This is a genomic window from Moraxella sp. 179-F 1C4 NHS (genome assembly GCF_045370505.1).
GTDB lineage: Bacteria > Pseudomonadota > Gammaproteobacteria > Pseudomonadales > Moraxellaceae > Faucicola > Faucicola tetraodonis.
Genome location: NZ_JBIQEC010000014.1, coordinates 1 through 13,490, shown reverse-complemented (window position 1 = coordinate 13,490; position 13,490 = coordinate 1). Strand labels below are relative to the sequence as shown.

Annotated in this window: 12 protein-coding genes and 1 pseudogene; all 13 read left to right on the top strand. The window is 43.7% G+C overall.

Features of this window, described 5'->3' with window-relative positions:
* Nucleotides 1–2: 2 nt before the first annotated feature.
* Nucleotides 3–389 (top strand): 30S ribosomal protein S9, encoded by a 387-nt coding sequence (gene rpsI / locus ACH0AB_RS07775; RefSeq protein ID WP_007116510.1) that lies wholly within the window; start codon nucleotides 3–5, stop codon nucleotides 387–389.
* A 250-nt stretch (nucleotides 390–639) separates the two neighbouring features.
* A complete protein-coding gene (gene petA / locus ACH0AB_RS07770; RefSeq protein WP_144917352.1) occupies nucleotides 640–1,224 on the top strand; it encodes a ubiquinol-cytochrome c reductase iron-sulfur subunit in 585 nt (194 codons plus the stop codon).
* 19 nt (nucleotides 1,225–1,243) lie between these two features.
* Entirely contained in the window at nucleotides 1,244–2,461 is a 1,218-nt protein-coding gene (locus ACH0AB_RS07765; RefSeq protein ID WP_239743629.1) for a cytochrome b, read from the top strand.
* Nucleotides 2,461–3,174 carry a cytochrome c1 gene (locus ACH0AB_RS07760; RefSeq protein ID WP_007116514.1) on the top strand — a complete coding sequence of 238 codons (714 nt, stop codon included), beginning with the start codon at nucleotides 2,461–2,463 and terminating at the stop codon, nucleotides 3,172–3,174. The genes ACH0AB_RS07765 and ACH0AB_RS07760 overlap by 1 nt, the downstream gene beginning before the upstream one ends.
* 148 nt (nucleotides 3,175–3,322) lie before the next feature.
* Nucleotides 3,323–3,934, top strand: a complete 612-nt coding sequence (locus ACH0AB_RS07755; RefSeq protein ID WP_312384386.1) for a glutathione S-transferase N-terminal domain-containing protein — start codon at nucleotides 3,323–3,325, stop codon at nucleotides 3,932–3,934.
* Nucleotides 3,935–3,956: 22 nt separating this feature from the next.
* Complete coding sequence (locus tag ACH0AB_RS07750) at nucleotides 3,957–4,394, top strand: ClpXP protease specificity-enhancing factor (RefSeq protein ID WP_472797693.1); 438 nt, start codon at nucleotides 3,957–3,959, stop codon at nucleotides 4,392–4,394.
* Between the two features lie 81 nt (nucleotides 4,395–4,475).
* On the top strand, nucleotides 4,476–4,742 hold the full coding sequence (rpoZ, locus tag ACH0AB_RS07745) for a DNA-directed RNA polymerase subunit omega (protein ID WP_050324096.1): 267 nt from the start codon (nucleotides 4,476–4,478) through the stop codon (nucleotides 4,740–4,742).
* Nucleotides 4,743–5,099: 357 nt separating this feature from the next.
* Entirely contained in the window at nucleotides 5,100–7,265 is a 2,166-nt protein-coding gene (locus ACH0AB_RS07740) for an HD domain-containing protein (RefSeq protein ID WP_406877840.1), read from the top strand.
* 27 nt (nucleotides 7,266–7,292) lie between these two features.
* A complete protein-coding gene (locus ACH0AB_RS07735; RefSeq protein WP_406877812.1) occupies nucleotides 7,293–7,670 on the top strand; it encodes a RidA family protein in 378 nt (125 codons plus the stop codon).
* Between the two features lie 134 nt (nucleotides 7,671–7,804).
* Nucleotides 7,805–10,033: a primosomal protein N' gene (locus ACH0AB_RS07730; protein ID WP_406877811.1), complete on the top strand. Its 2,229-nt coding sequence runs from the start codon at nucleotides 7,805–7,807 to the stop codon at nucleotides 10,031–10,033.
* A gap of 131 nt (nucleotides 10,034–10,164) precedes the next feature.
* Nucleotides 10,165–11,223, top strand: coding sequence for a cation diffusion facilitator family transporter (locus tag ACH0AB_RS07725; RefSeq protein WP_406877810.1), 1,059 nt, complete (start codon nucleotides 10,165–10,167; stop codon nucleotides 11,221–11,223).
* Between the two features lie 292 nt (nucleotides 11,224–11,515).
* Nucleotides 11,516–12,271: a hypothetical protein gene (locus tag ACH0AB_RS07720; protein WP_204156341.1), complete on the top strand. Its 756-nt coding sequence runs from the start codon at nucleotides 11,516–11,518 to the stop codon at nucleotides 12,269–12,271.
* Nucleotides 12,272–12,288: 17 nt separating this feature from the next.
* Nucleotides 12,289–13,413: pseudogene (locus ACH0AB_RS07715) on the top strand (monovalent cation:proton antiporter-2 (CPA2) family protein); the annotation flags it as partial.
* Nucleotides 13,414–13,490 lie beyond the last annotated feature (77 nt).

Below are 13,490 nucleotides of genomic sequence, written 5' to 3'. Positions count from 1 at the left end.
ACATGGAACGCAATTACGGTACAGGTCGTCGTAAAACTTCAACAGCTCGTGTGTTCTTATCTGCGGGTACAGGTAACATCGTCGTCAACGGTAAACCACTTGATCAATACTTTGGTCGTGAAACATCAGTAATGGTTGTTCGTCAACCTTTAGAATTACTAGATGCTGCTAGCAAATATGATATCTATGTGACTGTAAAAGGTGGCGGTATCAATGGTCAAGCGGGCGCGATTCGCCACGGTATTACCCGTGCATTGATCGAGTCAGACGAAACCTTAAAACCAGCGCTTAAAGAAGCGGGCTTTGTGACTCGTGACGCGCGTGAAGTTGAACGTAAAAAATTGGGCTTACGTAAAGCACGTAAACGTCCCCAATTCTCAAAACGTTAATATTTTTCGTGGTCGAAATTCTCGTATCGACCGCGTTTTTTGGCGTTTACAAAAAAGACTCTTGTTTACTGCAAGGGTCTTTTTTATTTACCTTAGGTAATTTATTTTATTGCAAAAATAGCATAAAATAGCAAAATTAGCGTAATTTAGGCACAGCTAAGGTGGCAATTCTGTAACAACTGATTTACAATAGCCACAAACCCAGTGTGGGAATATGGTTACCCACTTCATTAATCTGGAGGAGTTCTTAATGAGCCATGCCGAAGGCGTCGACGTTAAGCGTCGAAGAGTTTTAATCGCATCCACTGCCGCTATGGGCGCAGTCGGTGTCGCTGCTATTGCTACGCCGTTTGTGCGTTCATGGTATCCAAGTGCAAAAGCAGAAGCTGCGGGCGCACCTGTTAGCCAAGACCTAAGCAAACTCGAAGCAGGACAAATGATTGTTATCAAATATCGTGGTAAACCGATTTTTCTTGTCAAACGTACCAAAGAGATGATGGATAATTTATCAAAAGTAGAATCATCACTTGCCGATCCAAAATCAGAAGGTTCATTACAACCTGACTACTGCAAAAATAATAGCCGCTCAAAAGACAATAGTGAAGTTCTAGTGTGTGAAGGGGTTTGTACTCACTTAGGTTGTGCACCAGGTTATCGTCCTGATGTCGGCGCAGCAGATTTGGGTGGCAGCAGCTGGGTTGGCGGATTTTTATGCCCCTGTCACGGCTCAAAGTATGACTTAGCTGGACGTGTTTTTAAGGGTCAACCTGCGCCTCGTAATTTGCCAGTTCCTGAGTATAGCATCAGCGGTACTATCTTAACGGTGGGGGCATAATATGAGTGCAAAGAAATTTATGCATTGGGTGGATGCGCGCTTTCCAGCGACAGAAACTTATGAATACCATATGTCAAAGTATTACGCACCAAAGAATTTCAACTTTTGGTACTTCTTTGGCGTATTATCAATGGTGGTATTGGTCAATCAGTTAGTGACGGGTATTTGGCTAACCATGATGTTTAACCCAAGTGCAGAAGGCGCATTTGCTTCTGTAGAATACATTATGCGTGATGTACAAGGTGGTTGGTTAATCCGTTATATGCACTCCACTGGTGCCTCGGCATTCTTCGTGGTCGTGTATCTGCATATGTTCCGTGGCTTGTTGTATGGTTCATACCAAAAACCCCGTGAACTGGTTTGGCTCATCGGTATGGGTATCTATCTGTGCTTAATGGCAGAAGGTTTCTTCGGTTACTTATTACCTTGGGGTAATATGTCTTTCTGGGGTGCGCAGGTTATTTTAAATTTACCAGCCGCGATTCCATTTATTGGTGATGCATTGGGAGAATGGGTAAAAGGTGACTATATCATCTCGGGTATTACCTTAAACCGTTTCTTCGCCTTGCACGTTGTTGCGATTCCTTTGATTTTAGTGGGTCTGGTATTTGTTCACTTGGTAGCATTGCACCATGTTGGTTCTAATAACCCAGATGGTATCGATATCAAAAAACTTAAAGATAAAAATGGTGTACCTCTTGATGGTGTGGCTTTCCACCCATACTACACCGTACATGATATGATTGGTATCGTGGTATTCTTTATCGTTTTCTTTACCGTGGTATTCTTCTTCCCAGAAGGCGGCGGTTTCTTCCTTGAGCCACCAAACTTTGAAGCAGCAAACCCACTTAAAACACCTGCTCACATTGCCCCTGTTTGGTACTATACGCCTTTTTATGCGATGTTACGTGCAACCCCATCTATGTTTGGTTCAGCCCTGCCGGGTGTTATTGTGATGGCAGCATCAATTGCTATTTTATTTGTATTGCCTTGGTTAGACAAATCGCCTGTGCGTTCAATGCGTTATAAAGGTATTTTGTCAAAAATTGCGCTTGCTATCTTTGTTGTTAGTTTCTTGATCTTAGGCTACTTAGGGGTAATTCCATCAAGTGATACCGCAACGATTGTGGCACGTATTTGTACTATTTTGTATTTCTTGTTTTTCTTGCTAATGCCAATCTATACATCGATTGAAACTTGCAAACAGCCACCTGAACGTGTAACTGGAGGTCACTAATGAAAGCGGTTAAAAAATTAGTTGCTGGATTGGGTTTGACAGTTGCATTAGGTTTGGGCGCGACAGCCGCACAAGCTAGCGAAGGCGGCTGTGGCACTTATAAAACAGTTGATGGTAAAGAAGCGCATTTGGCGTGTGAAACCGCCCCTGTGGATTTGACTAATAAAGCGTCTATTCAACGTGGTGCCTCATTATTCATGAGTTACTGTGCAGGCTGTCACTCAGCACAGTATGTTCGCTACTCAAAAATGTATAAAGACTTGGACATTCCAAAAGAGTTGGTGGAAAAATACTTGATGCTGACCACTGACCAAGTCGGTGACCATATCAATGCAGGCGTAGACCCAGAGCTTCAAAAGGCTTGGTTTGGTGCACAGCCACCTGACTTGTCACTTGAAACCCGTCTACGTGGTAATGATTGGGTTTATACGTACTTGTTAGCCTTCTATGAAGATCCAAGTCGTCCTTGGGGTGCCAACAATATCGTACTGCCGAATGTTGCCATGCCGTTCGTCCTTCATGATATGCAAATGAACACCTCAAAAGAAGAATATCGTCGTAATATTGGTGATATCGTCAACTTTATGGCGTGGATGGCAGAGCCGCAAGCGCACCAACGTAAAGTATATGGTTTTTGGGTCATCTTATTCTTACTTGCGTTATTAATTCCAGTATACTTACTCAATAAAGAATTTTGGAAAGACGTTAAATAAGGGTTCATATAAGAAAAGGTAGCTTAGGCTGCCTTTTTTTATGCGCATTTATTGCTTGGTTGATACGATAACTTTCACAGTTATTGCTAATTCAGTCATTTTAAGCTAGGCTTATCCTTTACGCTGATACAGCTTATTATTTTTAACTATGTTGACCCCTACTTCGAACACCCCGTTGATTTATGCCGATGATGGCTACCTGAGTCACCAATTAAGACTGGTTTTACTTGAGAAAAAAATAGAATTTAGTGAGACGAACATTCGTGATGATGAGGATTTTGCCGAAGATTTACCTGATATCAATCCTTACAACACGCTACCGGTATTTATTCATCGTGAATTGATTTTATATAACAATCGCATTATTTTTGAATACCTTGAAGAGCGCTATCATCAGAACAAACTGCTACCTGAAAATCCGATTGAAAAGGCACAATACCGTCAATTATGGTGGCGCATTGAGAAAGACTGGATTAAACTGGCAGATACGCTATTGACCCATAAGGATACCTTAGATGTCAACCAAGCAAAGATTGCAAGAAAGCAACTGACTGAATCTCTTGTTACCATAGCGCCGCTGTTTGCCCATAAAGCTTTTTTTCTTTCAGATACTATGGGTGTATGTGATTGCATTTTGTCATCGATTTTATATCGCTTAAAACCCATGGGTATTGAATTGCCGCTGCATCTGTGCCGTCCGTTGTATCAATATATGGATCGGATGTTTAATCGCCCAACCTTTAAAACTAGTTTAAAATAGTAATCATTAAAATAAGAGAATCATCATGGAAAACGACTTTCAACTCACCCCGACTCGCCCTTATATGGTACGCGCTATTTTTGAATGGCTTGAAGACAATAACCTAACTCCACATATTATGGTCGATACGACGCAGCCCAATGTCACCGTGCCTGTCGAATATGTGCAAGATGGTCGTATCGTACTTAATATCGCCAGCCGTGCCACAGGTAATTTGGTCATTAATAATGATTTTATTAATTTTCATGCGCGATTTGGCGGTGTTTCGCAAGAATTATGGGTACCGATGCAAGCGGTGATGGGGATTTATGCCAGAGAAAATTCACAAGGCATGTTCTTTGACCCAACGGAATACGATAATGCCCCGCAATCTGAAATCAACGCCAGTCAACCAGCCAAGTCCACCGATACACAACGTCCAAAACGTGAAAACAAAGCAGGGTTAAAAATCTTGGATTAGTGCATTGTTACTGGCAATATGGGTTTAATTTTGTTAAAATAATCAATTACTTTTTTAGTTTTGAATAGGATAACCATAGTCATGGCACGTGTCACTGTAGAAGATTGTCTAGAAAATATCCACAACCGTTTTGATTTAATTCTTGTTGCCAGTAAACGTGCGCGCCAAATCGCACGCGGTGTATCAGAACCTATGGTTGAGCGTGAAAATGATAAACCAACCGTACTTGCCCTGCGCGAAATCGCTGATGGACTGGTGACTAAAGAAATCTTAAACCAACCTGAGCGCGAATTGCCTAACAAATTTCACCATGTTGATTTAAGTATTTCAAGTGGTCATGGATTCTAACGCTAGCTTAAGCCACTGTTAATAATTAGCGACTATTATTTTATAAAGAGTCACCTTTTTTAGGTGACTTTTTAATTGAATGAAACGTGGAATTATATGTAACTTAGCTTGACAATTCGCGGTAATTTTGCGAATAATTAAGATATCTTTATAATACGTTTTTACTAACTTTAGCTGGTTTGATACCAGCTATTTTTATCCAACCGTTTTTTATGATAGAGTTAACTGCTGACCAGGACAATATGAATTTTTTAGCAGGTTAAACCTATCGATCGTACGTTGAGGGCACATTTTTTGAATATATCAACTTTACCAAAATTAAGCCATCCTGATGTGGATATTGCACAGTTTGACCTAATGCGTGTATTGGATTATTTGGATGATGCCGAACAGCAAATTGTTCTCAAAGCCTGTGCCTTTGGCGACCAAGCCCATATCAAAGACAAACGCAAATCAGGTGAGCCTTATATCACCCACCCTATGGCGGTAGCGGAGATTTTGGGTAGTTTTCGCATGGATGTCGATACCATTGTGGCGGCAATTTTGCATGATACCGTTGAAGATACACCTACCACTGAAGAAGATTTGACCCGAGAGTTTGGCAAGGCAGTTGCCCAAATCGTCAATGGTGTCACCAAATTAAAATCCTCCAATGAAAAACACATCAATAAAGCCGCGACTTTTTATCGCATTATTACCGCAACGCTAGAAGATCCGCGCGTGTTGATTGTCAAATTGGCTGACCGCTTGCACAATATGACCACCATCGAAGCGGTGCCTGAGAAAAAACAACAGGCAACCGCACAAGAAACGTTGGATTTTTATGTGCCGTTTGCTCGTACCCTGGGGCTTAATGATTTAGCCGACTATATCGAGATTTTATGTTATCGCAGCCTAAATGCGCCTATGTATAACAAGTTATCCGATAAGCTTATGCAGCATGGCTTGGGGCGCACCTTTCAACAAGAAGCTATTCATAATTATTTAAATATCGTTTTGAGCCGACTGGATGTTAAAGGTTATGTCAAAGATGTCGATAACCGTGTGACCTTGTTTCGCCAGTTTTTTAAAAATCGCGGCGAAATCACCGATTTGCTGTGGCATTATGAATTTATGCTGGTCATGGATAAAGTGGAAGACTGCGACCAAATCGCCAAGTATTTTATCAATAAATACCAAATTGCGCCTGAGTGTATCGAAGACAATATCCGCCATCCGCGTGCGGGGGGCAACCAATCACTGACCATTACCTATAAAAACGATCATGACACCATCAAAGTCGTCATTTTGACTAAAACCATGCTCAAAACCACCCGTTTAGGGATTTTGATGGGTGAAGCAGCATCGCCACTTAGCCAGTCAGTGATTCAGGCGTCTCTACGCAATCTGCAAAACTTGATTGCTGACAATGAAAGCGATATCGAAGAGCAGCCATCCGATGCGGTGACGGTGGTCGATAAACTGATTGACTATCTTCACGAACGTAAAATTATTTGCTATACCCCAAACGGTGATGCCTATGAGTTGCCGCGCGGCTCCACAGCGCTTGATTTTGCCTATACTATCAGTACTCATATCGGTAACCGTGCAACCGGCGCTGAAATAAATGGCGTAGAAGCCAAACTGGGTACGATTTTGAAAACTGGCAATAGGGTCAAAATTCATACAGACCCCAATGCGATTCCAAAAGCGGAGTGGCTGGGTTTTGTGGCAACCAATAAAGCGCGCCGTGCGTTGTTTGAATGGTTAAAAGGTTTAAATCCTGAGCAAAAAGAGCACGAAGGTAAAACCGCCTTTGAGCGCGCGCTTAAAACGCAAAATCTTTCACTCGCTGATGTGAGTGATGAACAATGGCAATTGCTACTTGATTGGCGTGGCTTACAGGATAAAAGTGCGTTCTTTACGGAGTTTACCACAGGTAAATTGCTGCCGCAGATTGCCGTTTCGCGCTTATTGACCCAAGAGCAGCTTGCCAAAAACCAAGCCAGTGCCCATGCCGCTAACCAACCGCAAAGCTTGATTGCGGATGCCGCCAATATGGAAATGACGTTTTCAAGCTGTTGTCATCCTGTGTATGGCGACCCGATTGTCGGGCATATTTCGAAAAATGGCTTGGTGGTGCATCGACACAAATGTTTTTCAATTGATGAAATTCGCCGTGTCAATGAATACCAAGTGATTCCCCTACATTGGCGGGTATCTAACAGTGAGGATGAGATATCCAAGCGTATTTATTTTGATGCTGCGCTAAAAATTAATCAAAACTTAACCGATGAGCAAATCAGTGATTTAATCTTTATTGTGCGTGACACTCAAGCAGGTTTTGAATATATCGAACAGCGTAATGGCTATACTTTACTGTTTGTGGTGGTGCAAAGCCGTGACCAGATTGCAAGCTTAATTCAGCGCCTCCGTACCTTCTTGGGCTACCCCAATATTGTAAGACTGTATCAATGGAATGACGAAGTGCTACTTTCTCAGAGCCAGAACACGTCTGCGCCAAAAAATAAAGATATTTTATAAACCCATCATACTGTAATAGGAAATAATATGAGCCGTGACATCATTCATACTGACAATGCGCCTGCTGCGGTAGGCACTTATTCACAAGCCGTGAAAGTTGATAAGACTGTCTATATTTCAGGTCAAATCGGACTCGACCCAAACACCATGACCCTAGCCGAGGGTTTTGTGGCGCAGGCCAACCAAGTGATGTCAAACATCGAGGCTATCTGCCAAGCCGCAGGTGGTTCGTTAGCCAATGTGGTGAAGTTTAATGTTTCGCTCACCGATTTGGCAGATTTTACGGCCTTAAATGAGATTTTTGCGACGCGCCTAACTGCCCCCTACCCTGCCCGTGCCGCGGTGCAAGTGGCTGCCTTGCCAAAAGGTGCGGTGGTCGAAATTGAAGCGATTTTGGTTTTATAATGTTAACCCGCTCAAATGGAAGGTGAGTTACAAGACTTGCCTTTTTTTATGTCAAATTTTTGCCCATCTGACCACAGTTTAATGCCTAGAATTGGGCTATAATTCATCCCTACAACAATTTTTAAAGGTGTGTTTTGCTAATCCAAGTTGCTTTACCTGTGCCCATTGATTCGGTGTTCGATTATCGCGTTGTGGGCGATGCGTTGCCCGCGATTGGCTGCCGCGTCCGAGTACCGTTTGGTGCGCGCAAATTGGTCGGCATTGTGGTGGCGCATATTGAGCACAGTCAGCTTACGCAAAATGCGATTAAACCTGTATTGGACATACTTGATGAAGTGCCGATTGTCGATAAGGCTTTGCTAAAACTCGCTTATTGGCTATCTGCTTATTACTGCTATCCGCTTGGCGATGTGTTCGCTGTCATGCTGCCGACGTTAATTCGCCAAGGAATGACGCTCGACTACCGACAATTATGCTGGCGACAATTACGCGATGCCACTGACGCGGATTTTTCCGCCAGTGCAAAAAAACAACGCCAACAATTTGCTTTATGTGAATTGGTTATCAACTCGCATGGTAATTCGAATCGCAATGACACAAAGCTTGTAACTGAGTTTGAGCTGATAGACAATGGCGTTGAACCCGCTTATTTAAAAAAATTTGAGCAAAAAGGTCTGATTGCGCCTGTTTATCAAATGCCATCTTTACCCAAGCTTGCTAAGCTTGCCACCATGCCGCTCACCTTAAATGTACAGCAACAACAAGCGGTGCAAAAAATCACCCATGCCTGCCAGCAGCCACACTATGAAGGTTTTTTGCTCAATGGCATTACGGGAAGTGGCAAGACCGAAGTGTATTTGCAGGTGATGCAAACGGTACTGGCACAAGGCAAACAAGTGCTTATCTTAGTGCCAGAAATTGGGCTGACCCCACAGACCAGACAGCGATTTGCCGAACGATTTGAAGCCCAAGTATTGATGCTACATTCAGGACTTAATGACACCGTGCGGCTTGATGGCTGGCAACAATGCCGACTGGGCTATGCGCAAATTATTATCGGTACGCGTTCGTCAGTGTTATACCCATTTGCCAATTTAGGGCTGATTATTGTCGATGAGTCGCATGACCAATCTTACAAACAGCAAGACTCACTGCGCTATCACGCCAGTGACGTGGCGCTCTATCGGGGGTTTCAGCTTAATTGTCCGGTAATTTTGGGCACCGCGACGCCATCACTTGAAAGCCTGTATCTGGTACAACAAGGTAAACTTACCGAGCTTACTTTGACCCAGCGTGCAGGCGATGCCAAACCTGCCATCATGCAGCTGATTGATGCGCGCCAACAGGCATGGCAAAACGGTTTGGCGCAAAGTTTAATTCAAGCCATTCGGCAAACGTTGGATAAAGATGAGCAAGTATTGGTATTTTTAAACCGTCGTGGCTACGCGCCCATCTTATTGTGTGATGCTTGTGGCTGGCAAGCAGACTGCCCGCGCTGTGATGCGCATTTGACAGTGCATTTTCAGCCAGTGGCAATGCTAAAATGCCACCACTGCGATTGGCAGCAAGCCATCCCGAACCATTGCCCCAGCTGTGGTAGTAGCAATCTTGACCCTGTGGGCATGGGTACGGCGCGGATGGTTGAAGGGTTAACTGAGCTTTTCCCCGATGTGCCTGTGATTCAGATTGACCGCGATACCACGCGTAAAAAAAACAGTTGGGAGCAAGTGTATCAGCGTATTGCTGATAACCCCAAAGCCATTTTGGTAGGCACGCAAATGGTGGCAAAAGGGCATCATTTCCCCAATGTGACGTTGGTGGCAATTCCCAATGCTGACCGTGGTTTTTTATCGTCAGATTTTCGCTCTCCTGAGCATACCGCCCAGCTGATTATCCAAGTGGCAGGTCGTGCAGGTCGTGCCGATAAAGCAGGTCTGGTACTGATACAAACCCTACAACCTGAAAATCCTGCGTTACTGACTTTGGTACGTGAAGGATATCTGAGTTTTGCCCAGCAATTATTGGTTGAGCGGCGCATGTTGGGATTGCCGCCATTTACTTACGCTTGTTTGGTACGGGTGGAAAGCAAATCGTTAGAAAACAATCAGCAAATTTTGCATCAAGCGATTGCGCTATTGCCATCACGCCAACAGATGACAGCCTTGGGTATTGCGATTAATGGCCCGATGGATGCGCCGATGGCAAAGAAAAACAGTCGCTATCACTCGCATTTATTGATTTTGACCAAAACACGCCACGTTCGCCAGCAGCTGTTGTCGGACTGGTGGCGACAGACAATTGCCTTGCCATCGGCAAAGTATGCCAGACTATCGATTGACATTGATCCGATGAGTTGGTCTTAACCTGACTTGTAAAACCATTGCTTTTGCTAAAGCGCTTATTTCATGCTGATGTTTAAATGGGCTTTTTTCAAGTCGCTGATTGGGCTACAATTTAGCTAATTTTTGCCATTAATTAGGGTAAGTAAATAACAATGACCCCAAAACCGCTTCAAGATTCAAAGCCGCCTACTGACGCGCACCTTGACGACCCTCATGTGCCACATCATGAGCAGCCTAATGCGCATTGTCATGGCGACAATCACCGCCATGATGACGCTGACCACATTCATAGTCATAGTCATACGGATAATCAGCGTATCATCACGATAGCGTTTGCTATCATTGCAAGCTATATGATTGTTGAAGTCATCGGCGGTTATATTACTGGCAGTTTGGCGTTGTTATCAGATGCAGGTCATATGTTTAGTGATGCGGTGTCACTTGCCATGACTTTGTTTGCGTTTATCATCGGTAAAAAATCTGCTACCTCCCATAAAACTTTTGGTTATCGCCGTTTTGAGATTTTGATTGCACTCATCAATGGTCTGACGCTACTGATTATCAGTGCAGGTATTATCTATGAAGCCGTACTGCGTTTTCAGCAGCCGCCACAAATCGCCACTACGGGTATGCTAATTATCAGTACTATTGGGCTTATCGTCAATTTGGTGGTGGCGAAGCTGATGCACGGTGGTGATACTGATAATCTCAATATGAAAAGCGCTTATTTACATGTATTAAGTGACTTGCTAGGCTCGGTGGCTGCAATTATTGCTGCTATTATGATTATGCTGTTTGGCTGGGTGTGGGCAGATGCGGCAGTAAGTATTTTGGTGGCGCTACTGATTGTTCGTAGTGGTTATGCTGTTGTCAAAAACGCCGCCCATATCTTGATGGAAGGCGCGCCCAATCATATTGACCAAAGCGTTATTATCAAAACCCTCTCTGCCCACCCAAACGTCTTATCGGTTCATGATTTACATGTTTGGACGATTACCAGCGGCTTACATAGCTTATCTTGTCATATCATCGTCCCAAGCTCGCTTACCCTGCAGCAGACTGATGCACTATTATCAGACTTACAGCATGAGTTACAGCATTTAGGCATTGGGCACAGTACCATTCAATTTGAAAGTGATTTGCATGCGCACTCCGCGCAGTTTAATTGTGATATTACTAGCGCACCTCCTGTCCATGCGCACGCGCACTAACCGACTTTTTGACCCAAGGTGCCAAAAAATGGATGTTGCCGCTGAGCGTTTTTAGTTTTTATTTTGTGGGGTTTGCTATTTGCTTGCTTAACTTTTCTTACGATTAATTGCGTAATAGTGCGCATTACTTAGGCTAAATATGTTAGGATGAATCAGCACCATGCTGTGGCAAGCGTTGTTTGCTAAACGCTTGCTAAACGTTTGCCAAACAATTAAACATCTGTATTTAATATCTATTTAAGTTTCTATTAAATCTATATAAAAATCATTAGCTTACTGGAGGTAAACGCGTATGACACACCGTTCTGCACCTTTTGTGGCACCCAACTTGCATCTCACCCAATCTGATGGCTCAGACAACTCAGATAATAGCAATCCCTCAGCATTGCTGGTTGATGAAAAGGCGCATAAAAAACAGGTCAAGTTATTGCTCTCCACCTTGCAAGCCGATATTGCCCAGTTTCGGGACAATTTTTTTCCGCCGCCCTATCTCACCCAAATTCAAGATTTGCCTATTTATGCAGGCAATTTGGCAGAGGTGCAAAGCTATGAGCAAACCTGGCAAGCTTTGATTGACCGCGCCAAAGGGTTTTATCCTTCGGCAGGATTGCCGCCTGATTATCTGCCATTACCCGCAAGCCTTGAGATACCGCAGTTTATTTATCATGTGCAAAAACTACATTTGACCCGTACCAAAGCCAAAGAGTCCAAAAATTTTGGCTCGGTGGGTGCACTGGTTGAAAAATGCGGTCCGTATGAGGATGCCCAGTTGATGGCGATGGAAAATGCCTTAGCCAAAGGCGAAGACGTGCGGCTGGTGGCGCATCGTGAATTTATTGATTTACGTGCTTATGTGTTTTGTCGCAATCCCAAAGGTGAATTGCTAGAGCCTGAACGGATTCGTTTTTATCGCACAGGTTTGGTGATTCAAACGTTAGCAGACTTTAAAGTGGTGGACAGTCGGCAAACTCCCCGTAAGAAACGCAATGACGCCTATAAAAATGCGATTGCCGATAACGGGATTTGGAAAATTTTTGTCAAAAATTAAAAATATTGAGGTTTTGTATGTTTGTGCTTGCCGCCAGTGCTGATAGTTCTATGATGCTTGACGCAACTATCTTTTTGGGTGCGGCAGTGATTTTGATACCGCTTGCAAAGCGTTTTGGTATCGCCACGGTATTGGGTTATTTGTTTACCGGTTTGCTACTGGGTCCAAGTTTTTTAAAAGTTGCGGGTAACCCCGATGACTTGCTGCATTTTTCTGAATTTGGGGTCGTGCTGCTATTATTTATTATTGGCTTAGAGCTACAGCCCTCTCGGCTTTGGGCACTTAGGCAACAGATTTTTGTGTTAGGCGGGCTGCAGGTGATTGTCACGGGCGTGGTGCTGATGCTGCTATCGTGGTATTTTTTAGATATTCGGCTATCAAATAGCTTTGTCATCGGTTTTGGCTTGGCGCTGTCATCAACGGCGTTTGTGTTGCAGTTATTGGGTGAAAAGAAGCAGCTTGCCACCACGCATGGTCAACAAGCCTTTACTATTTTATTGTTTCAAGATATCGCGGTTATTCCTTTACTTGCCGCATTGCCATTTTTGTCGGGCGCGCAAGAGCAAAATTACGATTGGATTTATTTTGCCAAAGTCATCAGTATTTTTGCTGGCATGATATTTGTCAGTCGGTTTGTGGTACGTCCTTTCTTTAAGTTCGTGGCCTCTAGTAACGCCACCGAGCTGCTCACCGCCACGGCGTTGTTTATCGTACTGGGTGTGTCGCTATTGATGAATTATATAGGCTTGTCAATGGCACTTGGGGCATTTTTAACCGGGGTGCTACTGGCTGACTCCGAATACCGCCACGAGTTAGAGGCAAGTATTGAGCCATTTAAGGGGTTGCTGCTTGGGCTGTTTTTTATGTCAGTTGGCATGCTCACCAACGTAAAATTAATTGTCGCCAAGCCCTTTCTCATCATTGGTTTGGCAGTATTGCTGATGCTCATTAAGTTTGTGGTGCTGACAATCATTGCGCGGCTCATGGGCAACAAAAACGAAAGCAGTATCCGTCTTGGGGTGACGCTAGCGCAAGGCGGGGAATTTGCGTTTGTACTGTTTAGCGTGGCGACCGCCCAGCATCTGTTAACCCGTGAACAACAAAATATCTTAAACCTTGTGGTAACTGTTTCAATGGCAATGTATAATACTCCCCGAAAACTAGACCAAAAAATTGCAGCAAATAAGATAGAATAGCCCTTAAGAAAAGAGGTCTATCT